Genomic DNA, 24030 nt, shown 5'->3' with positions numbered 1-24030 from the left:
CACCGGCTTCCCCGCCCTAGCGGCAGGATGCGGCGCTGACCCCGATGCCACGCAGCCCCCAATCCGTCATCTGTGCCAGCAATTGCTGGCCCGCCGCGTCAAAGGCCGGGATCAGGTCGGACGTGCGGGTCGAGGCCGAGGTGGTCGTCACACTGAACGTGCTCCGCGCCGCGACCGAGGCGCTCATTTCATTGACCAGTTGCGCATCGACGGTCATGCGGATCACCGCGCCCTTGCCCGAGACTTCGGCGTTGAAATCGTGGATCTCGCTCAGCAGCGCATAATCCCCGGCGGTGCCCAGCGGCGCGCGTCCGACATGGGTGAAGACATCATAGGCACCAAAGCCGCGCACCAGCAGGTTCTGCAGCGTGACCGGCACGGTATCGCCCCATTGCGCATCGGGCAGGTATTGCGTCTGGATCGCCGAGGGGCGGATCATGATGCGTTCGGTGTTCAGGGTGCCGCGCGATTTCGGTTCCTCGATCACCAGTTCCGCGATGCGCCCGCGCCCGCAATGTTTCGCGCTGGGGTCAAGTGGGCGCAGCTCGAACACGTCCAGACGCGGGCCACCCGACAGGTTCGAGATCGCCGCGCAGCCCGCAAGCAGCGGCATCAGGGCAAGGGCAATCAGCGGGGACAGGCGGGCCATGTTACCTCTCAGCGACGAAATTCGGGCGTGCGCGGCCCGGTGATGATCTGGGACGGGTTGCGCTTCAGCGCGTTCACCAGCTGGTTCAGGTTGCCGACCAGCCCGCGCAGGTCGCGCGCCAGCCCGGTGAATTGCGGCAGCCCTTCACGCGTGAAAGCCTGCACCGGGGCGCGTGCGCCCTCCAACATGGCGCTAAGGCCACTGAAGGCGCTGTCGGCACTGTCGGCGGCGGCGCGCAGCCGGGCGGTGATTTCGGGAATGTCCTCGGTCACGCTGCCGATGGCCTCGTTGAAACGGGCAAGGGTGGCGCGCAGGTCGGCGGCGACCGGGCCAATCTCGGAATTGATCATGCGGTCTGCCCCGTCAAAGGCGCGTTCGGCCGAGGCGAGCGTGCGCCCACCCACCTCAAGCGCGGCATCGATGCGGTCCATGGTGCCGCCGGCACGGTCGGTCAACCGGGTCAGATCGGCCTGCAGGCTGGTCGCGGTCTGGTCCAGCCTTTGCGTCAGCCCGCGCAGGTCTTCGGTGACGTAGCCGCGCAATTCGTCCAGCGTCGCTGTTCCCGAAATCAGCGCGGCATCGGCCTTTTTCGCGGTGTCGTTGAATTGGGCCAAGGCGGTATCGGCATTGCCGAAGGTGGTCTCAGCCGCCTTGCCCAGACTGTCGAGCTTGCTGCCAAAGCCCGAAATATCCGAGGCCGCCGAGGCAATCGAGTCGGTCGCATGCGTCACATCGGCCAAGGCCTTGTCCAGATTGGCGCTGGAGCGTTCGACATTGCCCAGGATGGCGGTGACGCGGCCCTGGTTTTCCTCGCTCAGCAGGCGGGTCATCTGTTCGGCCACGGTGTTCAGCCGCGAGATCATCTCGGGACCCTGATCGCTGAGCGTCTGCAGGGCCGAACGGTTGGCGGGGATCACCGGGACCGCGCCCGGACTGATCTCGCGCAGCAGGGGCGTGTCGGTGGTGCCTGCGCTGATCGCCACGTTGGAAATGCCCGTCACCCCCTGAATCTCGATCGAGGCGCGGGAATTGGTGCGGATGGGCGTGTCCTCGGCCACCTGCACCTGAACCTTGACCGCGCCACCGGGCTGGTTCGACAGCGACATGTCCACGACGCTGCCCACCGACAGCCCGGCAAAGGTCACGGTCGAGGACGAGCCCAGCCCCGAGACCTCGTTGAAATAGATGTCATAGGTGGCGAATTGCTGACGCAGTTCGATCTTGGCAAAGACCATCAGAAAGCCCAGCAGGCCCAGAAAGCCCGCAAGGGTAAAGGCGCCGATCAGAACGAAATTGGCCTTGGTCTCCATTCCCTCACTCTGTCCCGGCTGTCACGGCGCGGGCGCGCGGGCCGTGGAAATAGTCATGCACCCAAGGATGGTCGACTTTCAGCATCTCGGCCATGGTGCCGGTGGCCAGAACCTTTCTTTCGGCCAGAACCGCGACGCGGTCGCAACAGGCATGCAGTGTATCCAGATCATGGGTGACCAGAAACACCGACAGGTTCAGCGCATCGCGCAGGCCGACGATCAGCCGGTCAAAGGCATCCGCGCCGATCGGGTCCAGCCCGGCGGTGGGCTCGTCCAGAAAGACGATCTCGGGGTCCAGCGCCAGGGCCCGTGCCAGCCCGGCGCGCTTGCGCATGCCCCCCGACAGGTCCGAGGGATATTTCCCGTTCGCGTTCCATGGCAGCCCTGCCATCGCGACCTTCAGCTGCGCCAGCCCCTCGCGTTGTTCGGGCGTCAGGCCGGGAACTGCGCGCAGGGGCACCTCGACGTTTTCCTGAACGCACAGGGCGGAAAACAGCGCGCCGTCCTGGAACATCACGCCCCAGCGCCGCTCCAGCGCCTCACGCGCAAGGCCTGACAGCGATTGCACGTCCTGTCCCAGCACCCGGACCTGACCGGCGGCGGGCCGGATCAGCCCGACGATGGTGCGCAGCAGCACCGATTTCCCGGTCCCCGAACCACCGACCACGCCCAGAATCTCGCCACGGCGCAGGTCCAGATCCAGCCCCTCATGGACGACATGTTCGCCGAAACGGGTGGTCAGCCCGCGCACCTCGATGACGTTTTCGCTCACAGCCCGACCTCGGCAAAGAAAATCGAGAACAGCGCGTCCAGCACGATCACCGCGAAGATCGCATTGACCACCGCGGTCGAGGTCTGCGCGCCCAGCGATTCCGCGTCCTTGCCGACCTTCATCCCGGCATGGCAGCCGATGATGCCGATGACCACGGCAAAGACCGGGGCCTTGAGCATGCCGACGATCACATGGTCGACATCGGTTTCGGTGATCAGCCGATAGCGGAACATGGCGGGCGAAATGCCCAGCTCATACCATGTCATCAGCCCGCCCCCGACCAGACCCGCGACATCGGCGATCAGCCCAAGGATCGGCAGCGTCACCACCAGCGCCAGCACGCGCGGCAGGATCAGCACCATGTCCGGGTCCATGCCCAAAGTGCGCATGGCGTCGATTTCCTCGCGCATTTTCATCGACCCGATCGAGGCTGTCAGTGCCGAAGCCGTGCGTCCGGCCACGATGATCGCGGTCAGTAAAATGCCCAGTTCGCGCAGGATCGAGATGGCGATCAGGTCGACGACAAAGACCTCGGCCCCGAATTGCTGCAATTGCACCGCGCCCTGAAAGGCCAGCACCACGCCGATCAGGAAGGACATCAGCGCCACGATCGGCACGGCGCGCAGCCCGGTTTCCTGACAGTGATGCACGAAGGAGGTCAGCCGGAAATCCGCAGGGTGACGGATGGCACGGGCAAGGGCGGCCAGAAAGCGGCCCAGATATTCGGCGATTTCGCGAAGAAAGATCAAAGCGCGGGTGACGCGCTGCCCGATCCCTTCCAGCAGCCGATGCCAGAAGGGATCGGCTGCGGTTGCAGTATCGGGACCGGGGCTGGCGGCAATCACGGATTCTAGCAGCTTGTCCTGACCGGGCGTCATGCCCGCCAGCACCGCCCCCGAGGCCCGGCGCTGCGCCAGATACCATGCGGCGGCAGTGTCGAAGCGGGTCAGGCCGGACAGGTCGATATGGCGTGCCGAGGCGGCGGATTCGGGCAGTTGGGGCAGGGTCCAGACGGTGAACTCCCCGGCCAGCCGCAGTGCCTCGCCCTCGGCGCTGATCGTCAGGTGATGGTCCTTGGAAAGATCGTTCATGGCAATCCCTGCCGTGGCCTGCCTAGTCAACCTTCTGGCGAAAACCGGGCAATGTCAAACCCCTGCGGGCGGTGACCAGTTCGTGCGCCCCTGCGACAAAGCGCGCATCATCCGTACCGGCTCGGTCCGGGCCAGCCGCAGGACATGGGCCATATAGGGCTGGGCAAGGTCATCCTCGCGCACGGCGGCGTAAAGGCGGCGCAGCATTCCCTGCGGTCCCAGCGGCAACAGCGCCAGTTCCGGATTGCCGGCATGGGCGCGCAGAACCCAGTCCGGCATCACCGCCACCCCGCGCCCCGAGGCGATCAGCATCAGGGCCACGGCGGTCTGTTCGACCTGCCGGTGATGGGCGGGCTCGACCCCGGCGGGATCAAGGAATTGCGAATAGACATCCAGCCGCGCCCGATCCATCGGATAGGTGATCAGCGTCTCGGTTGCGAAATCCTGCGGCTCGGCAAAGCCCTTGGCGACCAGCGGATGGGCGGCAGGGACCACCATGGTCGGGGCATAGTCGAACAGCGGCTGATAGGCGATGCCCGGCATGTCCTCGGGGTCCGAGGAGATCACCAGATCGACTTGCCCCCGGACCAGCGCCGGCAGCGCCTTCAGCGCAAGGCTGGAGCGGATGTCCAGATCGACCTCGGGCCAGGCCCGGCGGAACTGGTCCAGAACCGGCAGCAGCCAGTCGAAGCAATGATGGCATTCCATCGCCACGTGCAGCCGTCCGGCGCGGCCCAGTTCCACCGCGCGGAATTCGGCCTCGGCGGATTCGATCAGCGGCAGCACCTGTTCGGCGGTGCGCAGCAGCCGCATCCCGGCGGCGGACAGACGCAAAGGCTTGGTCTTGCGCAGGAACAGCTCGACCCCGGCCTGCTCCTCCAAGGCCTTGATCTGATGGGAAAGCGCCGATTGTGTCAGGTTCAGCATCTCGGCGGCGCGGGCCAGACCGCCCTGTTCATGGATGGCGCGCAGGCTGCGCAAATGGCGAAGTTCCAGATGCATCTTGAATGAAACTCATCACGATCTTGAAGATTATGAATTTGTCTCACGTCACAGGCCATGTCACAAGTCCCGCCAGAAAAAGGACCATGCCATGACCACGCCCGCCGTCAGCTTCGAATTCTTCCCGCCCCGGAACCTCGACCAGTCGTTCCGGCTGTGGGATACGGCGCGCGCGCTGGCACCCTTGGGCCCGGACTTCGTTTCGGTCACTTATGGCGCGGGCGGCACCACCCGGCAGTTGACGCATGAGGCGGTGACGGCGCTGGCCAGCCATTACGGGCTGAATGTCGCGGCGCATCTGACCTGCGTCGATGCCACGCGCGAGGAAACCCTGCAGATCGTCGCCGATTACGCGGCGGCGGGCGTGCATGAGATCGTCGCCTTGCGCGGCGACGCACCGCAAGGTCAGGACCGCTTCACCGCGCATCCCGACGGCTTCGCCAATTCGGTCGAGCTGATCGAGGCGATTGCCGCGCGTGGCGACATGAAGATCCGTTGCGGCGCTTACCCCGAGCCGCATCCCGACAGCCCCGATACCGCCGCCGATGTGGCATGGCTGAAGCGCAAGTCGGATGCGGGTGCGACCAGCGCCATCACCCAGTTCTTCTTTGACGCCGACACGTTCTTCCGTTTCCGCGACCAATGCGAAAAGGCGGGCGTCACTGCCGCGATCCTGCCCGGCATCCTGCCGATCCAAAGCTGGGCTGGCGCGCGCCGTTTTGCCGAGCGCTGCGGCACCTCGGTTCCGGCATGGGCCGAGGAGGCCTTTGCGCAGGCTGGCAAAGAGGGCGAGGCGCGGCTGGCGCAAGAGGTCTGCGTGAAGCTGTGCGAACAGCTGGTCGCGGGCGGCGTCGACCGGCTGCATTTCTACACGCTGAACAAGCCCGATCTGGTGCTGAAGGTCTGCGCCGCGCTTGGCGTCACCCCCAAGGGCGCGCTTCCGAACGTCGCCTGATCAGGCGTGCGCCGAGTGATCGGTGCCGCCATCGCCCGGCAGCCGCAGCCGAAACCGTTGCCTTTCCGGCGCTGCCGTGGCCAGCGCGCCGACCAGATGCGCCGGACCGGCATAGGGCAGGGGCACCGACGGATGCAGCGCCTCTCCGGTGGCCAGCCCGACCTTGCGGGCCGAACGGCGCAGGAAGGCCTTGCCCCAGCGATGCCACGATCCCAGCCGGGGCGCGTCGGGGTCGCAGGGGTGCTGGTCCTGCCAGTTTTCGGGCAGGGGCAATCCATCCTCAGCGGCGCGCGACAGCAGCCAGACCAGCGGCAGGTTGGCCAAGGGCCGCGCGGCCTCGTGCCCTAAAAGTTGGCCGCCGATATCGGGATGAGCGCCGCGAAACCACAGCTGTTCGATGCGCTGGTCCTGCCTGCCCTCGGTCCACAGGACCGGAGCAAAGGCGTGGCGGGTTTCGTCCAGCGCCAGCGCATGAACACCGCGCGCCACATTGCCTGCCAGCCGCCCCTTGGAATAGTCGAACCCGTCCCCGGCGCTGTCCGAAAACGGCAGCGACATCACCGTGTCCAGCAGCCCAACCATGCGGATCGGGACGTGATCGTGTCGCATATGCGCCGCAATCGGTCCGCCGTCGTAGCGATAGCTGTTCCACGCACAAAGCAGGTTCTGATCGCTGGCCTCTTCTCGGCGCAGCAGGCCGATGCGGTCGATCATCTCGGCCAGCGCGCAGATGCCCATACCGCCGCGCGAATATCCGAACAGGAAAAGGGGTTCACCCGGCTGCCATGTCCGCGCCAGCCAAGCATAGGCGTTTCGGATGTTCTGTTCGACCGTCTGCACCGAGATCAGCAGGGGTAAGGTGCGCCAGGCCGCCCATTGCTGGCCTGGCGCATAATGCAAATTCACCTTGCCCTGCAATGGGCCGAGCCGGCCCGAAAGCATGGCGTGAATTCGGGTAATGGACGATCCCTGACCCTCTGCCAGCGAAGCGAAGGTTCCGTCCATCAACACCACATGAAAAATGGATGCGTGATCAGATTCCATAAGCTCAGGCTAGCATGGAATCAGCAACCGGGAATTGATCGCGTCAGGAAAGTGACCGAACAGACAGGTGCGCCATCTGCCCGAAGCCATTGAAGCGGGTGTTCGTCACGGTCGAATACGCGCCCGCACCCTGAAAGATCAGGTAGTCGCCCTCCTGGATATTGGCGGGCAGGTCAATCTCTCCGGGCAGTCGGTCGAGCGAGTCGCAAGTCGGCCCGAAAACGGTGCGCGGAGTAGGTACGCCTGCGCGGGGCGTGCCCTCGGGGGTCAGGACCTGCAACCGGTCCAGATTGCCGATCTGCGGCAATTCGGTCAGCCCTCCATAGACGCCATCATTCAGGAAAACGGCTGCGCCGTCGCGCACCGCCTTGACCCGCGTGATCAGGGCAAAGGCATCGGCGCACATGCCGCGCCCCGGCTCGCAGACCAGTTCCGGGCGGTCGGCGCCGAATGCGGCCTCGGTGGCGCTGTCGATCAGTTCGAAGATCGTGGTCAGATCCGGCGCAATCGCCTGCACACGGTGCGAGGGGAAGCCGCCGCCCACATTCAGCCGCCGCGCCTTGACCCCCGCCATGTCGCAGATCCGCGCGGCGGTGGTGATATAGCTTTCCCATGCCTGCGGATCGCCGCATTGCGTGCCGGGATGGAAGGTCAGCGACGGGATATAGCCCCTATCCGCCACCGCCCGCAGCAATTCTGCCGCCAGTTCCGGCGAAGCGCCGAATTTCGAGCCGAAATCATAGGCCGCCCCAGACACCGGCAGCTTGAAGCGGGGCGAGATCTCGCAATTTTCGGATGGGACGCGCTGGAACAGCTTTTCCAACTCGGACCAACTATCCACCGACCACGACTTTACCCCCGCCGCGACGCCATGGGCGATCTCGGCGCGCGCGCGGACCGGGTTGTGGTAATGGCGCGCGGCATGGGGGGCGAGACGGCCGATCAGGTCGATCTCATAGGGCGAGGCGACATCGAATCCCTTCACGCCAGCCGCAGCAAGGGTGCGGATGATCGCCTTGTCGGGATTGGATTTCACCGCATAGGTGACCAGACCGGGAAAGCCGCGCAGGAAACGCTGCGCCGTCGCGCGCAGGACCGCGGGATCAAAGACCATGACCGGATCTTCCGGGGCCAAAACGCGGATGATCTCGGCGGGGTTGTTCCAGACGGTCTTGGGGCCACGGCCCTCGGTCAGTCCCATCGGCAGATCCTTCCTTTGCGTTCGGGAACGGGGGGTGCCCTCAAGTCTGCGCCTGATTGTTTCCGGTTGATGCAACGAAAAGGGTGGAATTGCGCGCCGGATCGGTTAAATCGACCAAAATGGCGTCAATATGTCAGGTGTTGAATTTGGACGAGCTGGATCGGGGCATTCTGGCCCATCTTGCGCAGGATGCGCGGCAATCGGTGGCGGTACTGGCGCGGCGGCTGAAAGTCGCGCGTTCGACCGTGCAGGCGCGGCTGGAGCGGCTGGAAACCTCGGGGGCGATTGCCGGTTATACGCTGCGGTTGGGGGATGCGGCGCGGGAAAACCGCATCCGTGCCACCTGCCTGCTGACGATCGAGCCGCGCTCGCAGGCGGGTATCCTGACCCGTTTGCGCAGCCTGCCCGAGGTCGAACGCATCCACACGACCAGCGGAAGGGTGGATCTTTTGCTGCAGCTGGCGGCCACATCGACCAGCCAGCTTGACGATGTGCTGGATCAGATCGGCAGTCTGACCGGGGTCAGGTCCAGCGAAAGCCTGATCCACCTGTCGACCAAGCTGGATCGGGCGACCTAAGCCGTCTCGGGGCGCAGCAGGGTGATGACCGTATCGCCATATTTGCGCTGATCGATCCGCTCCAGCCCCGTCACGGCGGGCGGGGCGGAAGATTCCTCCCAGACGATCATCGCGCCGGGGGCGATCCAGCCATTGGCCATGGCCGAGGCGATGGCCTGTTCGCCCAGACCCTTGCCATAGGGCGGGTCCAGAAAGATCAGGTCGAAACCCGGTCCGCGGTTTTCGCCCAGCTTGGTCGCGTCGCGCCGCCAGACATCGGTGACACCCATGGCGCGGGCCTTTTCGATATTCTGGCGCAGCAGTGCGCGGGCTGCGACCCCGTCATCGACAAAGGCCACGCGGCCCGCGCCGCGCGACAGCGCTTCAAGCCCCAGCGCACCGGTGCCCGCGAACAGGTCCAGCACCCGCGCGCCGGGGATCGGATTGCCATGCGTGCCATTGACCAGCAGGTTAAAGATCGACTCGCGCACCCGGTCGGTGGTCGGGCGCAGATGGGCCGCAGTGTCGCCCGCGCCCACATCCGCCAGTTTCAGCCCGCGCAGATTGCCGCCGATGATCCGCATTACATCAGCGCCTTCAGGTCGGTGGCCTCAGCCACGGCCTCGGGCGAAGGCGATTTGCCGCCCTCGATCAACCGCTTGCCGATCATATAGGCGCGGGCGTCGTTCAGCGCATCGACGGCGATCAGGCGGCCGTCACGGTAATACCAGACCGAGCCGCCATGCGTGCCCGCGCCCGGCCGGGTCACGACCTGATCGTAACCGGCATTCAACCCGGCGATCTGCAGTTTCGCGTCAAACTGATCCGACCAGAACCACGGCTTTGGCAGGTAGTCCGCGCCAGCGCCCAGCATGTTCGCGGCAACCGCCTCGGCCATGTCGATGGCATTGCCGACGCTTTCCAGCCGCATCCGCCCATCCGAAGCGGGAAAGCTGGCGCAATCGCCCGCCGCCCAGATCGCCGGGTCCGAACTGCGCCCCTGCGCATCCGTGGCGATGCCGTTATCGACCGCCAGTCCGGCGGCCTCGGCCAGGGCGGTTTCGGGGGCAACGCCGATGCCGCAGATGACCAGATCGGCGGGCAGGTGACGGCCATCCGACAGGGTCACGCCGTCGGCGGCTTCCGTTCCGGTGATACGCTCGATCCCCACGCCTTCGATGATGTCCACGCCATGCGCGCGGTGGAGTGCGCGGATCATGTCGGCGGTCTGGGCCGCGGCGACCCGACCAAGGATACGCGGCGCGGCCTCGACCAGCGTCACATGCAGGCCCAGCTTGCGGGCGACGGCGGCGGCTTCAAGTCCGATATAGCCGCCACCGATCACCACCAGACGGCGGCCCGCCACCAGCGCGGGTTTCGCCGCCGCGATATCGGCCAGATTGCGCACCACATGCACGCCGGGCAGATGGCCACCCATCGTCTGCGGCAGGCGGCGGGGGCTTGCGCCCAGCGTCAGGGCCAGCGCGTCATAGGGATGCTCACCCTTGTCGGTCAGGACGACCCGGCGCGCGCGGTCGATGCCGGTCGCGCGCTCGGCCAGATGCAGGATGATCCCCTGTTCCGTCCACCATTCCGCGCCGCGCAGGGTCAGCCGGTCCAGCCCCATTTCGCCCAGCAGATAGGCTTTCGACAAAGGCGGGCGCTGATAGGGCGGCTCGGCCTCGTCTCCGATCAAGGTGATCGGCCCCTGATGCCCCAGCGCCCGCAATTTCGCCGCCATCGAGGCCGCTGCCTGCCCCGCACCAAGGATCACGATATTCATTCTTTGCCCTTACTGGTCTGCCCAAGGCGCGCAGCCTATAGTCCGCCCCGCATTGATGCAATTCATGGAGAACGCGCATGTCCATTTCGAAAGGCGACAAGCTGCCCGCAGGCAAGCTGTTCAAACTGGGCGAGAATGGCCCCGCCGAGGTCGACACCGCCGAGCTGTCGCAGGGCCGCGTGGCGATTTTCGCCGTGCCCGGCGCCTTCACCCCCACCTGCTCGAACAGCCACATGCCGAGCTTTGTGAAGAATGCCGACAAGTTCCGCGAAAAAGGCGTCTCGCGCGTCGTCTGCGTGACCGTCAACGACCCCTTCGTCGCGGGCGCATGGTCGAAAGCCACCGGCGCGGGTGATGCCGGGATCGAGGTTTTGGCCGATGCCGATGGCAGCTACACCAAGGCGCTTGGCCTGAACATCGAGGGCGCTGGCTGGGTCAATGGCCGCTCCAAGCGCTATGCGATGCTGGTCGACAACGGCACCGTGACCGAAATTCAGGTCGAGGAAGCCGCCGGGGCCTGCACGATTTCCTCGGGCGAGTCGCTGCTGGATCTGGTCTGAGGCGTCACGCTGAAGAAGCTGGTGAACTCCTGCGCGGCGACCGGATCGCCGTGCAGGGCAATGCGCCCCGCTGCCGCCAGGGCGGTGGGCGGGGGGCCATAGACGGCAGCAGCCAAGGCATTGCCGCTGCCCTCAAGCACGAAATCCGCATCCGGCGCGCGCACGGCGCGGACCTGCGGCAGGCCATTCGCGGACAAAACCACCTCGAACCCTTCGGTTCCTGACAGGAAGCCCGCGCGCAGTGGCGATCCCGCCGCCCGCGCCCGATCCACCGTTGCCGAAATGGAAATCATCAGCGCCGAGATGCTGATGAACTTGCGCGGATCATGGCCCGGCAGCAGCAAGGCCCAGCGGCACAACTCGGTCAGCAGCGGGTGCAGCGCCCTGCCCAGATCGGTCAGTGTGTAAATTCCCAGCACCGGATCATGCGCGATGATCGCGGTCTGGGTCAGTTGCCCCAGTCTTTGCGTCAGCACGCTGGCGGTGATCCCGGGCATGCCCGCCCGGATCATCTGGAAACGCTTGGGCGCGAACATCAGTTCACGCACGACCAGCAGCGCCCAGCGGTCGCCGATGAAATTCAGGGCGTGGGCGCCAAGGCAGCCCTCGTCATAGCGGGTTCGCGGGGTTTGGCCGATCTCATTCATGTTTTCATATTAACAGTTGCTTTTTACTACTGCAACTGAGACCCTTCGACTCACCGGCGTTTCTTTCGCCGTCTGAGGAGGACGACAGATGACTTACTATTCCGGTTTTCTTCTGGCTGTACCGACCGAGAACAAGCAGAAATACATCGACCACGCCCGCATGGCCTGGCCCTATTTCAAGAAATGGGGCGCACAGCGCATGGTCGAGAACTGGGGCGTCGATGTGCCCCACGGCAAGGTCACTGATTTCTATATGGCGACCAAGGCCAAGGAGGATGAGACGATCCTGTTTTCCTGGATCGAATGGTCCGACAAGGACACGGCCGATGCCGCCTATGCCAAGATGATGTCCGATCCCGACATGGCCAAGATGGGCGACATGCCCTTTGACGGGATGCGGATGATGTGGGGCGGGTTCGAACCCGTCGTGGACGAAAGCTGAGGGTGGGGCGATGTATCACGGAAAACCATGCTGGTTCGAGCTGTCCACCGCCAAGGGCGCGCTGGACGATGCCGGGGCCTTCTATGACAAGGTCTTTGGCTGGAAGATCAGCGACGCCGGAATGCCCGGCTTTACCTATCATCTGGCGCATTACGATGGCGGCCCGGTTGCCGGGCTGATGGAGCGGCCCGAGGATTGCGCCGATGTCCCGCCCTTCTGGATGATCTATTTCGACGTGGACGATGCCGACGGTGCCGCGGCCAAGGTCAAGGCGCTGGGTGGCAAGGTCTTTCGCGAACCCGCCGACATTCCCGAAACCGGCCGTTTCGCCGTTCTGTCCGATCCGCAAGGCGTCGGTTTCGGCATCCTGCAACCGCTGGGCATGGACCCGAAACCGCCCGCCGATGCCGGGCCGTGGAACCAGCAGAAGGAAAGCCACGGCAACTGGATCGAACTGATGTCGACCGATCCCGGCGCGGCCTTCGATTTCTACGCCGAGCTGTTCGGCTGGACCAAGTCGACGCCGGTCGACATGGGGCCGATGGGGACCTACCAGCTGTTTTCGTGGAACGGCGCGGATATCGGCGGGATGATGGGCTTGGGCAATTCGCCCGTGCCGAACTGGCTGCCCTATTTCGGCGTGAACGGAGTCGATGCCGCGATCGAGCGCATCACCTCGGGCGGGGGCACGCTGCTGCATGGCCCGGTCGAGGTACCCGGCGGTGCCTTCATCGCCTTCTTCCGCGATCCGCAGGGGGCGCATTTCTCGGTCGTCGGACCGAAAGAGAACGCTTCATGATCCGCGCGGCGCTGATTGCGCTGGTTCTCTGCGCCGCCCCCGCGGCGGCGCAGGATTACAAACCCTCGGACGTGCCGCATGGACAGAAAAACTATCACGCGGCGGGTCCGGGCAGCTATGCGCTGGACCCCTATCACAGCGCGGTCATCGCCCGCGTGCTGCATCTTGGCTTTTCCTACAGCGTGTTTCGCTTCGACAAGGTCAGTGGCACGCTGGACTGGAAGCCCGACGATCCGGCAGCCAGCAAGCTGGAGGTCGAGGTCGATGTGACCTCGATTTCCTCCCCGGTCGAGGGCTTTGCCGAGGTCCTGCGGGGCAAGGACTATCTGGATACGGCCGCCAACCCGACCGCCCGCTTCGTGTCCGAAGGCTTTGTCGCCGAAAGCGAGACCAAGGGCAGCGTCAACGGTCAGCTGACCCTGATGGGCAAGACCCATCCCGCGATTTTCGGGGTCGAGCTGATCGGCGCGGGTAAGGGCTTCACCGGCGACGAAAATGGCAATCCGGTCATCCGCGACCTGATCGGGCTGCATGCGCAGACCCAGATCGACCCTCAAGCCTACGGCCTCAACGCATTCTTCACCGAGCCGATCCTGATCTCGATCGACGCGGAGTTCGCTCGAAAGGAATGACCCATGACACTCGTGATCACGACATTTGACTGGGTTCCCGACATCTCCAAGGGCTATGTGCGCGACATCCGTGTCCGCTGGGCCTGCGAGGAAGCAGGCCTGCCCTATCACGTCGAGACGACCAGCGTGCGGGAAAAGACCCTGCCTTACATGCTGCGCCAGCCCTTCGGGCAGGTGCCGATGGTTGATGACGGGGATATCTCGCTGTTCGAAAGCGGCGCGATCCTGCTGTATCTGGGCGACCGGCACGAGGCGCTGATCCCCCGCGATCCTCGCCAGCGGGCCGAGACGCAGCAATGGATGATCGCTGGGTTGAACACGCTGGAGCCGGTGATCATGGCCTATTTCATGGCCAAGATCTCGGACCAAAACGAGACGGCGACCGGCCTGCTGCAACCCCGCCTGCAAGAACGCCTGCGCCAGCTGACCCCGGTTCTGGCCAAGCGCGAATTCATCGCCTCGGGCTGCTTTACCGCCGCCGACATCCTGATCTGCGAGGCGCTGCGGCTGGTCGCCCATATGGATGAGCTGGACCCCCATCCGGTGCTGACGGACTATGTGCAGCGAATGACCGCGCGCCCGGCCTTTCAGCAGGCGCTTGCCGCCCAGCTTGATCATTTTACCGAGGCCGCGTGATGCTGACCATCTATGGGCATCCGCTGTCATCCTATACCCAGAAGGTGCTGGTCGCGCTGTATGAAACCGGCGCGCCCTTCACCTTCCGCCAAATCGATCTGGGCGATCCCGAGGACCGCGCGCTGATGAAGCGGATCGAACCGATGGGCCGCATGCCCGGCCTGCGGGATGAGGCGCGCGGGGTGATCCTGTCGCAATCCTCGGTGATGATCGACTATGTCCAGCTGCACTATCCGGCGACGCGCAAGCTTCTGCCCGCCGACCTCGATGCGGCGTTTCTGGCGCGGCAATGGGACCGGTTCTTTGATTTTCAGGTCAATGGCATCGCCCAGCAGATCGTCGATGCGCGGCTGTTCATGGGCGAGGGGGCCGAGGCCCCGGTCAGCGCCTTTGCGCGCGACAAGCTGGATCTGGCCTATGATGCGCTGGACCACCATCTTCAGAACCGGGAATGGGCGGCTGGCGATTACGGCTTGGCCGATTGCGCAGCCTCTCCGGCGCTGTTCTATGCGGGTATCCTGCAGCCGTTCGGCGACCGTCCGGTGCTGTCGGCCTATTTCGAACGGCTGCTGGCGCGGCCTTCGTTCCACCGCGCCCGGACCGAGGCACTGCCCTGCCTGAAGCTTTTCCCCTTCCCCGAGCTTATTCCGGCAAGGTTCCTGACCTAGCGCCTCTTGGCCTTTTGTCTGTGTTTCGCTATCCCCTTCGCGATCAAAGGGGTGACCAGATGGCCATGGAAAAGAACTTCGACGCGAATACCGCCGAGGCGCGGATCGCGGGTGAATGGGCGGCGAGCGATGCTTTTGCCGCGGGTGCCAACGCGAAACCGGGCGCCGAGAGCTTTTCGGTGGTGATCCCACCCCCGAACGTGACCGGCAGCCTGCATATCGGCCACGCGCTGAACAACACGCTGCAGGACATTCTGGTGCGCTGGCACCGGATGCGCGGCTTTGACACCTTGTGGCAGCCGGGTCAGGACCATGCCGGCATTGCGACCCAGATGGTGGTCGAGCGCCAGATGGCCCAGCGTCAGGAACCCAACCGCCGTGAGATCGGGCGCGAGGCATTCTTGCAGAAGGTCTGGGCGTGGAAACAGGAATCCGGCGACACCATCATCGAGCAGTTGAAGCGCCTTGGCGCCTCCTGCGACTGGTCGCGCAATGCCTTCACCATGTCGGGCGCTCCGGGTGCCCCTGCCGGTGAGGAAGGGAACTTCCACGACGCCGTGATCAAGGTCTTTGTCGAGATGCATGACAAGGGCCTGATCTATCGCGGCAAGCGGCTGGTCAACTGGGACCCCCATTTCGAGACCGCGATCTCGGACCTTGAGGTCGAGAACCGCGAGGTTCCCGGCCATATGTGGCATTTCAAATACCCGCTGGCCGGTGGCGCGACCTATGAATATGTCGAGCGCGACGAGGATGGCAACGTCACCTTGCGCGAGACCCGCGACTATATCAGCATCGCGACGACCCGGCCTGAAACCATGCTGGGCGACGGTGCGGTTGCAGTTCATCCGGACGATGCCCGCTATGCCCCGATTGTCGGCCAGTTGTGCGAGATCCCGGTCGGGCCGAAGCAACATCGCCGTCTGATCCCGATCATCACCGACGAATATCCGGACCCGGATTTCGGCTCGGGCGCGGTCAAGATCACCGGCGCGCATGACTTCAACGACTACGGCGTCGCCATGCGCAACAACATCCCGCTTTACGCGCTGATGGATGGCAAGGGCGCGATGCGTCAGGACGGCCTGTCCTATGAGGAAAGCGCCGAGATCGCGACCCGCGCCGCCAATGGCGAGGATGTCGGCGATGTCTCGAACGTGAACCTCGTCCCCGAGGAGTTGCGCGGACTGGACCGGTTCGAGGCCCGCAAGCTGGTCATCGAGCAGATCAGCGCCGAGGGTCTGGCCGTTACCTATCTGCACAAGGAAATTGAGAAAGAGACCGGCGCCGAGCATCTGGAACGCCGCGCGCTGGTCGAGTCGAAGCCGATCATGCAGCCCTTTGGCGACCGTTCGGGCGTCGTCATCGAGCCGATGCTGACCGACCAATGGTTCGTCGATACCGCCAAGATCGTCGGTCCGGCGCTGGACGCCGTGCGCTCGGGCCAGACCAAGATCCTGCCCGAGCAGCATGAGAAGGTCTATTTCCACTGGCTGGAAAATATCGAGCCTTGGACGATCAGCCGCCAGCTGTGGTGGGGCCACCAGATCCCGGTCTGGTACGGTCTGAACCTGTCGCTGGAAGGTCAGGTCGATGACGACCATGATGGCGCGCTGGACGATGTGGAGATCTTTGCCCTGCTCGAAGAAGGTCTGGTCCATCGCGACGAGATCCACCACGCCGCCTCGGGCTTTGCGGATGTGGCCGAGAAATTCCGCGACAGCATCGCCGGTCTGCCGCAGCCGCTGGAAATCGCCCGCGTGATCGAGGTCGCCAACCGCGAAGCGGCGGTGGATGCCTTTGCCCAGGGGCTGGCCGATTACAACCTGACGCAAGACCCGACCAAGCTGGTCTACCCGGTCTGGCGCGATCCCGACGTGCTGGACACGTGGTTCAGCTCGGGCCTGTGGCCGATCGGGACGCTGGGTTGGCCGGAACAGACCCCGGAGCTGGCGCGCTATTTCCCGACCAGCACGCTGATCACCGGCTTTGACATCATCTTCTTCTGGGTTGCCCGGATGATGATGATGCAGCTGGCCGTCGTCGGCGACGTGCCCTTCCGCACGGTCTATGTCCACGGGCTGGTGCGCGACGAAAAAGGCGCGAAGATGTCGAAGTCGAAAGGCAATGTCATCGACCCGCTGACCCTGATCGATCAGTTCGGAGCCGACGCGCTGCGCTTCACCCTGACCTCGATGGCGGCGATGGGCCGCGATCCGAAACTGGGGCCGAAGCATGTCGAGGCGAACCGCAACTTCGTCACCAAGATCTGGAACGCGACCCGCTTTGCCGAGATGAACGGCGTGCGTGGCGGCGTCGCCCGTCCGGAACCCAAGCATGTGGTGAACCGCTGGATCATCGCCGAACTGGCCCGCATCCGCATGGCAACCGATGAGGCGCTGGAAAGCTACCGCTTCAACGATGCCGCGACCGGGCTTTACGCCTTTGTCTGGGGCAAGGTCTGCGACTGGTATGTCGAATTCTCGAAGCCGCTGTTCGATGGCGAGCATCGCGAGGAAACGCAGGCCACCATGGGCTGGGTGCTGGACCAGTGCTACACCATGCTGCACCCGATCATGCCCTTCGTCACCGAAGAACTATGGGCGCTGACCGGCGATCGGCCCAAGATGCTGGTCCATGGCGACTGGCCGGAGTTTGGCGCGGAACTGATCGACGCCGAGGCCGACCGCCAGATGAACTGGGTGATCGCGCTGATCGAGAACATCCGCTCGGCCCGCGCCCAGATCGGCGTTCCGGCTGGCGCGCGTCCCGACCTGATCGTGACCGAGGCCGATGAGGCCGCCCGCGCGGCGCTGGCCGCGAATGGTCCGCTGATCGAGCGTCTGGCCCGGGTGAACCCGCCCGCTGACGGCGCGATGGGACCGGGGATGATCTCGGTCGCGGCACTTGGCGCGAGCTTTGCCCTGCCGGTTGGCGAGATGATTGACGTGAAGGCGGAATCGGCGCGGCTGGAGAAATCGGTCGCCAAGACCGAGAAGGACGCGCAGGGCCTGCGCGGGCGCTTGTCGAACCCGAAATTCGTCGAGAATGCCGAGGCCGAGGTGATCGAGGAAACCCGCGAGAAGCTGGCCGCGCTGGAGGATGACGTGTCGCGCATCCGTGCCGCGCTGGCGCAGTTGCAGGCGATGTGACCCACGGGCCGCGCCGCTTTTGTGGCGCGGTTGCTGTTTGGGTATTTTAAAAACGGAGAAACCGAGGGGCCGCGCTTTACAGTGCGGCCCTGATCGTTTCGGCGATCATGGCGGGAACCTTGGCGGCCATGCCGACCGGAGGCAGGGTGATGCCGCGAAAACCTGCCTGCGCGAGGGCCTCTGGCAGGTCGTCGGTGACATGCTCGGCCCGCGTCGCGAAAAGCGGCAGGCAGATCGTGTGATCAGGTAGGCCCTTGGCGGCATCGGCGAGGAAGGGGGCCTCCTCGACATAGCCACAGGTTACGCGGAGTGGGAGAAGATCTTGGGCCATTTTCTGCGCGGCCTCGAAAGGCGCGCGTGAGCGGCCGGAGCCATGCGCGGCAAGCAGGATATGGGTGGTTTCCATTGGCCAACCCTGCGCCGCAGTCGCTTGTTCGATGAGGTCGCGGCACAAGGCGGGCAGACCCGGATCGCTGCCGAAAGGGGGCAGGATCCGGGCATTTGGCGCGCCGGACAGGCCAAGGCGGCGGGGCAGTTCGCTGCGGGTGAACCAGCCCTCGGCCATGAACATCGGATAGATCAGCGTGTCGCTATCTGCGACATCAAGCGCGCCGGGCATGGCCAGCGTCGCGCCCCGGACCTGATGGCCCGGCAAAAGCGCAGCGACGCTGGCGGCCAGTGTCTCGACCGCCTGTTGCTGCGGGCCGGGGTCACCGGGCTGACCGTGGGCGACGATCAGGGCCTTAGGCACGGAAGGCGGCTGCGAAGGGCTCGGGGATGGCGAATTCCGTCAGCGCGCGGGCGCGGGCGGTTTCCGACATCTTGCGGGCGGTCTTTTCGACGATGCGTTGCAGTTCGTCTGCATCGCGGCCTTCGGCGAAGGGGCCAAGATACCAGCGGATGAAGGTGAAGCAGGCCGCATCTTCCAGCGCCTGCACGTCGCCGTCGCGCTTGATGCCCTGTTTGGTCAGCATCTTCTCGGCGTGCTGGATGTCGTCATCGGCATATCCCGCCTCGCGCATGATCCCGGCAATACGGGCGGCGTGGCGGCGGCCCTGCTCGGTCCGCCATGCGAGGTAGCCGGGGCGGTCCATGGGGAAATCCTTGCGCGGCAGCAGCCAGCGCTCGACATGCTGGCCGCGGCAGGCGATGCGCAGCGGGTCCGAGGCCTCGGGGTAAAGCGCCTCTTGCTCGGCGCTCATGCGCTGGCCGTAAAGCAGGGCCTCGGGCTGGCCGTCTGTCAGGGTCGGGTCGGCGGAATTGGCCTTGTCGATGGCATCGAAAGCGGTCTGAAGGCGGGTCATGGGCGTCCTCTTTTTTGCCTATCATGGCGCGACCGGGTGCGGCGTCAACGCGGATTGCCGCACGAGAGGGGCGCGGCTAGGGTTTCGGTCATGGAATGGGCAGAATTTTCATTGGCCTTGGCGGCGTTTCTGGTCTCGCATGTGATCCCGGTGCGGTTCCGGGGGGCGCTGATCGCGCGCTTTGGGCGACGGACCTATCTGGTCGGCTACAGCCTGCTGTCGCTGGCGTTGCTATACTGGCTGATCGTGGCCTCGGGGCGGGCGCCCTTTGTCGAGATCTGGCCGCAGGCGGGCTGGATGCGATGGCTGGTGAATATTGCCATGCCGGTCGCGGTGCTGGCGGCCTGTCTGGGAGGCATGGTCGGGTTGATGGCGGGGGTCAGCCTGTGGGCGGGGGCGCATCTGCTGGCCAATGGCGATCTGGCGCATGTGGTGCTGTTCGGGCTGCTTCTGGCCTATGCGCTGTTCGGCTTGGGGATGGGGCTGCGCCGTGGCACCACCGTCAGGCTGGGCTGGAGGCGCATCGTCGCGGGTCTGCTGATCTGGGCCGCGCTGTTCCATCTGCATCCGCTGGTCGTGGGGGTCAGTCCGCTGCCATAGGCGGGCGGAAGCCTTCGGGGATACGGTCGCGGCCCTCAAGGATCAGATCGGCCAGCATTCCGGCGGCGGCCGGGGCCATGGCAAGGCCGATCTTGAAGCCACCATTCGCGACGTAATGGCCGGGCCGTCCCGGCCAAGCGCCGACGATGGGCGCGCGAGACTTGGCGCGGGGGCGGATACCTGCCCAGCGATCCACCACCGGAGCATCGGCGAGAGCTGGGCAATAAAGCCGCGCCTTGGCGACCAATTCGTCCAACTGATGATCCGTCCCAGTATCCGTCGCATCTCGTTCCGAGGTCGAGCCGATCGCCACCGTCCCATCGGAATGCGGCACGATATGCAGCCCATCGGCAAAGACCTGCGGCTGATCGCCCGCGTCGAATGCCAACAGTGCCGACTGGCCCTTGACCCCATTCCCGCCGAACGGCGCAAGGCCTGCGACGCCCGTGGCCCAGATCGCGGGGGCGTCGGGGGCGGGTGTGCCCTCGATGATCTCACCGCCCTTGGCGCGGATGGCAGCGGCCAGCGCTGCCCCGGCGCGTCGCGGGCTGATCCGGGCGGTCAGGCGGTCGATCAGCCACAGGCCCGAGGGCGAGAGCGGCACCAAACCGGCCTGCGGGCTGTCAGTCAGCTCCATCCCCGCCCAATCCGGCCAGTTCACCTTTGAGGCTGCGATCCGTTCGCGCATGCGATCCTCGGCCCCTTCCGCGACCGGCTGAATGCGACCGGTGCGGGCATAGCCGGGATCTGTGCCGCCGACGCGAGCCACCTCGGCCCACCAGTCATGGGCACCGATCAGGGCATCCAGCTGGATCTGCTTTTTCGGATTCCAGTTCTCGGGCGCATGCGGGGCCAGCGCGCCGACATGGCCACCGGATGATCCCGCGCCGATCCGTGCTGCCTCAAAGACCTGCACCGGCTGGCCGCGCCGCAGCAGTTCCCATGCGCAGGCAAGGCCGAACACGCCCGCGCCCGCCACGTTGAGTTTTGCACTTGCCATCCCGCCACCCCATATCGCATCTGCCGTGAAAAAGGAGTTAGCGCTTATGGGCGAACACGACCAGAGCAGCGCCGATCTGGACTGGCGCGACGGGCAGATTCCGGTCTCGCGCCGTTTCGACGACCCTTATTTCAGCCTGAATGGCGGGCTGGAGGAAACGCGGCATGTGTTCCTGTCCGGCAATGACCTGCCACAGCGGTTGCAATCGGGCTTTCACGTCGCAGAACTGGGCTTTGGCACCGGGCTGAACCTGCTGGCATTGGCGCGGATCGCCACTCAGCCCATCCACTTCACCAGTTTCGAGGCCTTTCCGATGAGCCTTGAGGAACTGGCCCGCGCCCATGCCGCCTTTCCCGAGCTGGCCGATCTTTCCGCCCAGCTGCGCGAGGGCTGGCCCAGCCGCCGCTTCGCCGTGGGCATGGTTCAGGCCGAGATCATCGAGGCCGATGCGCGCGACGCGCTACCCGACTGGCAGGGGCGGGCCGATGCGTGGTTTCTGGACGGGTTTTCCCCGGCCAAGAACCCGGAACTTTGGGGCGAGGATCTGATGACGCAGGTTGCCCGCCACACTGCGCCGGGCGGCACATTCGCGACCTATACCGCTGCCGGGCATGTGCGCCGCGCCTTGGCTGCGGCAGGGTTCAGCGTGGAACGTGCCCCCGGTTTCGCAGGCAAGCGGCACATGAGCCGGGGCGTGCTAGCGGCGGACCTCGGGGATGCGTGAGGGCGTATAGACCAGGGGCAGATGCGGCGGACGGCCCTGCGTTATCCGCCAGAAATCCCTGCCACCCAGTCGCAGAAAGACGGGAACGGCAAAGATGATGCCCGCGACGAAGCCCGCCGCATGGGCGATATGGGCCACCCCGTCATCCTGCGCCAGCGCGGTCGAGAACAGTTGCAGCCCGAACCAGGCCAGCAGCAGCACCCAGGCGGGAATGATGAAGCGCTTGATGATGATGATGATGATGGCGATGACCTCGACCCGCGCCTTCGGAAACAGCAGCAGATAGCCGCCCATCACCCCGGCAATGGCGCCGGATGCCCCGACCATCGGGATCGTGCTTTGCGGATCGCCCGCAATCTGGCCGATGGCGGCAGCGACCCCGCAGGCCAGATAGAACAGCAGGAAACCGGCATGGCCCATCTGGTCCTCAAGGTTGTCGCCAAAGACCCACAGGAACAGCATGTTGCCCGCGATATGCAGCAGGCCCGCATGCAGGAACATGTGGGTGACGATCCCCCAGGGCCACTCGCCATGCATGACCGCCGCCGGATACAGCGCCAGCCGGTCCCAGATCCCGGTCATGCCCCCCAGCAGCGGATCGGTCAGCAGGTAAAGCAGCACGTTCAGAAAGATCAGCCCGTTGCGGACATAGGGCGTGCGCTCGGAGGGGTTATGGTCTCGGATCGGGAACATCGTCGCGCCTTTGCTGGTCAGGCCCAAGGTGACGCATGGCGCAGGGCCACGCAAGCGGGCCTATTCGCGGCGCTTTGGCGCATATAGCATCAGGCCCGAATCCATGAGGAGGAGGGACCATGAGCAGCCTGACCGATCGCAAGAATGCCGCCATCTCGCGCGGAGTCGGCATGACGACGCAGATCTATGCCGAGCGCGCCGAGAATGCCGAGATCTGGGACAAGGACGGCAACCGCTATATCGATTTCGCCGCCGGGATCGCGGTGGTGAATACCGGCCACCGCCATCCCCGCGTGATCGAGGCGGTCAAGGCCCAGCTGGACCGCTTTACCCATACCTGCCATCAGGTCGTGCCTTATGAAAACTATGTCGCTCTGGCCGAGCGTCTGAACGATGCGGTGCCGGGCGACGGGCCGAAAAAGACCGCCTTCTACACCACCGGGGCCGAGGCGGTGGAAAATGCCATCAAGATCGCCCGACACTACACGGGCCGCGCGGGGATCGTGGCCTTTGCCGGGGGCTTTCATGGCCGTACCTTCATGGGCATGTCGCTGACCGGCAAGGTCCAGCCCTATAAGGCCGGTTTCGGGCCGATGATGAACGACGTCTGGCACCTGCCTTTCCCGAACCCGCTGCATGGCGTGAGCCCCGAGGATGCGCTGGCGGCGCTGGACCGGCTGTTCAAGGCCGATATCGACCCCGCCCGCGTCGCCGCGATCATTATCGAGCCGGTGCAGGGTGAGGGCGGCTTCTATGAAGTCCCCACCGCCTTCGTGAAACGCCTGCGCGAGATCTGCGACCAGTATTCGATCCTGCTGATCGCCGATGAGGTCCAGACCGGCTTTGCCCGCACCGGCAAGCTGTTCGCGATGGAGCATCACGGCGTCGCAGCCGACCTGACCACTATGGCCAAGGGTCTGGGCGGTGGGTTGCCGATCAGCGCCGTCACTGGCCGGGCCGAGGTCATGGACAGCCCCGCGCCGGGCGGTCTTGGCGGCACCTATGCGGGCAACCCGCTGGCCGTCGCTGCGGCCCATGCCGTGCTGGACGTGATCGCGGATGAGGGTCTGTGCGACCGCGCCACCCGTCTTGGCCAGCGCCTGAAGCAGCGTCTGGCCAGCCTGCGCGACGACGTGCCCGAGATCGTGGATATTCGCGGCCCCGGCTTCATGAACGCGGTCGAGTTCAATATGCCCGGCAGCGACAGCCCCAACCCGGAACTGGCGAACCGCGTCCGCGAACAGGCGCTGTCGCGCAACCTGATCCTGCTGACCTGCGGGGTTTACGGCAATGTCATACGCTTCCTTGCGCCGCTGACCATCCCGGATGCGGTCTTCGACGAGGCGCTGGATATCCTTGAGGAATCGATCCGCGCCGCGCGCTAAAGCTTTTCGCCGGGCAGTTTGCTGGCTTGGGTCACCCAGTCGGCAAACTGCGCCTCATCCAGAGGCTCGGCTTCCGAGACATGCAGATAGCGCACCTTGGGCTGTTTCGAGCCGATCGGGGGCGGCGGCAGCAATTCGGCCCCGTCAAAGAAGCCGATCTTGACGTATTTCGCCATGCAATGCAGGCCAAGGAACCAGCGGCCTTCCTCGACCCCGTAAAGCGGTGAGTTCCATTTCACCGCCTTGCGGATCTCGGGCAGGGTATGCGTGATGACCCTGTCGATCTGCCACCCCACCGCCTGTTTCCAGTCCGGCATGGCACGAATGTAATCCTGAACGGGGGCGTCGCCGTAACCCTTGGCGATCTGGGGATTGCCGCCTGACAGCAGAACTGGCGCGGCTTTCTTGTCGGGCATCGGGAACC

At 65.2% G+C, this 24030-nt stretch carries 27 protein-coding genes; 12 read left to right on the top strand and 15 right to left on the bottom strand.

What is annotated here, in order from left to right:
- Window positions 1-16: 16 nt before the first annotated feature.
- Genes GL300_RS05115 through GL300_RS05095 form a run of 5 tightly spaced genes read right to left on the bottom strand, consistent with a single transcriptional unit; the run spans window position 17 to window position 4824 of the window.
- Complete coding sequence (locus GL300_RS05115) at window positions 17-649, bottom strand: ABC-type transport auxiliary lipoprotein family protein (RefSeq protein ID WP_155038453.1); 633 nt, start codon at window positions 647-649, stop codon at window positions 17-19.
- Window positions 650-657: 8 nt separating this feature from the next.
- Window positions 658-1959, bottom strand: coding sequence for an MlaD family protein (locus tag GL300_RS05110; RefSeq protein WP_155038452.1), 1302 nt, complete (start codon window positions 1957-1959; stop codon window positions 658-660).
- Between the two features lie 4 nt (window positions 1960-1963).
- Complete coding sequence (locus GL300_RS05105) at window positions 1964-2731, bottom strand: ABC transporter ATP-binding protein (protein ID WP_343042896.1); 768 nt, start codon at window positions 2729-2731, stop codon at window positions 1964-1966.
- On the bottom strand, window positions 2728-3822 hold the full coding sequence (locus tag GL300_RS05100; protein WP_155038451.1) for an ABC transporter permease: 1095 nt from the start codon (window positions 3820-3822) through the stop codon (window positions 2728-2730). The genes GL300_RS05105 and GL300_RS05100 overlap by 4 nt, the downstream gene beginning before the upstream one ends.
- A gap of 54 nt (window positions 3823-3876) precedes the next feature.
- Complete coding sequence (locus tag GL300_RS05095; RefSeq protein ID WP_155038450.1) at window positions 3877-4824, bottom strand: LysR family transcriptional regulator; 948 nt, start codon at window positions 4822-4824, stop codon at window positions 3877-3879.
- A 91-nt stretch (window positions 4825-4915) separates the two neighbouring features.
- On the opposite strand from GL300_RS05095, the gene metF reads away from it, so the two are divergent.
- Window positions 4916-5779: a methylenetetrahydrofolate reductase [NAD(P)H] gene (gene metF, locus GL300_RS05090; RefSeq protein WP_155038449.1), complete on the top strand. Its 864-nt coding sequence runs from the start codon at window positions 4916-4918 to the stop codon at window positions 5777-5779.
- Here metF and GL300_RS05085 read toward each other — a convergent pair whose 3' ends face one another.
- A complete protein-coding gene (locus GL300_RS05085; protein WP_170297600.1) occupies window positions 5780-6784 on the bottom strand; it encodes a phospholipase effector Tle1 domain-containing protein in 1005 nt (334 codons plus the stop codon).
- Between the two features lie 82 nt (window positions 6785-6866).
- Complete coding sequence (locus tag GL300_RS05080) at window positions 6867-8024, bottom strand: type III PLP-dependent enzyme (RefSeq protein WP_155038447.1); 1158 nt, start codon at window positions 8022-8024, stop codon at window positions 6867-6869.
- Window positions 8025-8170: 146 nt separating this feature from the next.
- Here GL300_RS05080 and GL300_RS05075 point away from each other — a divergent pair, with 146 nt between their 5' ends.
- Window positions 8171-8602 carry an Lrp/AsnC family transcriptional regulator gene (locus GL300_RS05075; protein WP_155038446.1) on the top strand — a complete coding sequence of 144 codons (432 nt, stop codon included), beginning with the start codon at window positions 8171-8173 and terminating at the stop codon, window positions 8600-8602.
- Here GL300_RS05075 and rsmD read toward each other — a convergent pair.
- Together rsmD and GL300_RS05065 are read right to left on the bottom strand one after the other, a co-directional pair.
- A complete protein-coding gene (rsmD, locus tag GL300_RS05070; RefSeq protein ID WP_155038445.1) occupies window positions 8599-9165 on the bottom strand; it encodes a 16S rRNA (guanine(966)-N(2))-methyltransferase RsmD in 567 nt (188 codons plus the stop codon). The genes GL300_RS05075 and rsmD overlap by 4 nt on opposite strands.
- Window positions 9165-10364, bottom strand: coding sequence for an NAD(P)/FAD-dependent oxidoreductase (locus tag GL300_RS05065; RefSeq protein ID WP_155038444.1), 1200 nt, complete (start codon window positions 10362-10364; stop codon window positions 9165-9167). Before GL300_RS05065 ends, rsmD begins: the two co-directional genes overlap by 1 nt.
- Before the next feature lie 77 nt (window positions 10365-10441).
- Here GL300_RS05065 and GL300_RS05060 point away from each other — a divergent pair, with 77 nt between their 5' ends.
- The gene (locus GL300_RS05060; RefSeq protein WP_155038443.1) at window positions 10442-10924 is read left to right on the top strand and encodes a peroxiredoxin; all 483 of its coding nucleotides are present in this window, start codon (window positions 10442-10444) and stop codon (window positions 10922-10924) included.
- Here the strand turns inward: GL300_RS05060 and GL300_RS05055 are convergent.
- Window positions 10858-11571 carry a winged helix-turn-helix transcriptional regulator gene (locus GL300_RS05055; RefSeq protein WP_155038442.1) on the bottom strand — a complete coding sequence of 238 codons (714 nt, stop codon included), beginning with the start codon at window positions 11569-11571 and terminating at the stop codon, window positions 10858-10860. The two genes, GL300_RS05060 and GL300_RS05055, sit on opposite strands and share 67 nt — an antisense overlap.
- 88 nt (window positions 11572-11659) lie before the next feature.
- Here GL300_RS05055 and GL300_RS05050 point away from each other — a divergent pair, with 88 nt between their 5' ends.
- The 6 genes from GL300_RS05050 to GL300_RS05025 are packed head-to-tail and all read left to right on the top strand — an operon-like array spanning window position 11660 to window position 17900.
- Window positions 11660-12013 (top strand): DUF1428 domain-containing protein, encoded by a 354-nt coding sequence (locus GL300_RS05050; protein WP_155038441.1) that lies wholly within the window; start codon window positions 11660-11662, stop codon window positions 12011-12013.
- 10 nt (window positions 12014-12023) lie between these two features.
- Window positions 12024-12812, top strand: coding sequence for a VOC family protein (locus GL300_RS05045; protein ID WP_155038440.1), 789 nt, complete (start codon window positions 12024-12026; stop codon window positions 12810-12812).
- A complete protein-coding gene (locus tag GL300_RS05040; RefSeq protein WP_155038439.1) occupies window positions 12809-13444 on the top strand; it encodes a YceI family protein in 636 nt (211 codons plus the stop codon). Before GL300_RS05045 ends, GL300_RS05040 begins: the two co-directional genes overlap by 4 nt.
- Before the next feature lie 3 nt (window positions 13445-13447).
- Entirely contained in the window at window positions 13448-14080 is a 633-nt protein-coding gene (locus GL300_RS05035; RefSeq protein WP_155038438.1) for a glutathione S-transferase family protein, read from the top strand.
- On the top strand, window positions 14080-14748 hold the full coding sequence (locus GL300_RS05030) for a glutathione S-transferase family protein (protein ID WP_155038437.1): 669 nt from the start codon (window positions 14080-14082) through the stop codon (window positions 14746-14748). Before GL300_RS05035 ends, GL300_RS05030 begins: the two co-directional genes overlap by 1 nt.
- 59 nt (window positions 14749-14807) lie before the next feature.
- Window positions 14808-17900, top strand: a complete 3093-nt coding sequence (locus GL300_RS05025) for a valine--tRNA ligase (RefSeq protein WP_155038436.1) — start codon at window positions 14808-14810, stop codon at window positions 17898-17900.
- Between the two features lie 76 nt (window positions 17901-17976).
- On the opposite strand, the gene GL300_RS05020 is transcribed toward GL300_RS05025, so the two are convergent.
- Together GL300_RS05020 and GL300_RS05015 are read right to left on the bottom strand one after the other, a co-directional pair.
- Entirely contained in the window at window positions 17977-18651 is a 675-nt protein-coding gene (locus tag GL300_RS05020) for a cobalamin biosynthesis protein CbiX (RefSeq protein ID WP_343042895.1), read from the bottom strand.
- On the bottom strand, window positions 18644-19204 hold the full coding sequence (locus GL300_RS05015; protein ID WP_155038435.1) for a DUF4202 domain-containing protein: 561 nt from the start codon (window positions 19202-19204) through the stop codon (window positions 18644-18646). Before GL300_RS05015 ends, GL300_RS05020 begins: the two co-directional genes overlap by 8 nt.
- Window positions 19205-19294: 90 nt before the next feature.
- Here GL300_RS05015 and GL300_RS05010 point away from each other — a divergent pair, with 90 nt between their 5' ends.
- A complete protein-coding gene (locus tag GL300_RS05010; RefSeq protein ID WP_155038434.1) occupies window positions 19295-19804 on the top strand; it encodes an NnrU family protein in 510 nt (169 codons plus the stop codon).
- Here GL300_RS05010 and GL300_RS05005 read toward each other — a convergent pair.
- Complete coding sequence (locus GL300_RS05005) at window positions 19788-20804, bottom strand: NAD(P)/FAD-dependent oxidoreductase (protein ID WP_155038433.1); 1017 nt, start codon at window positions 20802-20804, stop codon at window positions 19788-19790. The two genes, GL300_RS05010 and GL300_RS05005, sit on opposite strands and share 17 nt — an antisense overlap.
- A 46-nt stretch (window positions 20805-20850) precedes the next feature.
- Here GL300_RS05005 and mnmC2 point away from each other — a divergent pair, with 46 nt between their 5' ends.
- Window positions 20851-21528 (top strand): tRNA (5-methylaminomethyl-2-thiouridine)(34)-methyltransferase MnmC2, encoded by a 678-nt coding sequence (mnmC2, locus tag GL300_RS05000; protein ID WP_155038432.1) that lies wholly within the window; start codon window positions 20851-20853, stop codon window positions 21526-21528.
- Here the strand turns inward: mnmC2 and GL300_RS04995 are convergent.
- Complete coding sequence (locus tag GL300_RS04995) at window positions 21502-22221, bottom strand: rhomboid family intramembrane serine protease (protein WP_155038431.1); 720 nt, start codon at window positions 22219-22221, stop codon at window positions 21502-21504. The genes mnmC2 and GL300_RS04995 overlap by 27 nt on opposite strands.
- 119 nt (window positions 22222-22340) lie before the next feature.
- On the opposite strand from GL300_RS04995, the gene GL300_RS04990 reads away from it, so the two are divergent.
- On the top strand, window positions 22341-23606 hold the full coding sequence (locus tag GL300_RS04990) for a 4-aminobutyrate--2-oxoglutarate transaminase (protein ID WP_155038430.1): 1266 nt from the start codon (window positions 22341-22343) through the stop codon (window positions 23604-23606).
- On the opposite strand, the gene GL300_RS04985 is transcribed toward GL300_RS04990, so the two are convergent.
- On the bottom strand, window positions 23603-24022 hold the full coding sequence (locus GL300_RS04985; RefSeq protein ID WP_155038429.1) for a DUF1801 domain-containing protein: 420 nt from the start codon (window positions 24020-24022) through the stop codon (window positions 23603-23605). The genes GL300_RS04990 and GL300_RS04985 overlap by 4 nt on opposite strands.
- Between the last annotated feature and the right edge of the window lie 8 nt (window positions 24023-24030).

The sequence above is a fragment of the Paracoccus litorisediminis genome, assembly GCF_009711205.1.
Lineage (GTDB): Bacteria > Pseudomonadota > Alphaproteobacteria > Rhodobacterales > Rhodobacteraceae > Paracoccus > Paracoccus litorisediminis.
This window is presented reverse-complemented; position numbering and strand designations above follow the sequence as displayed.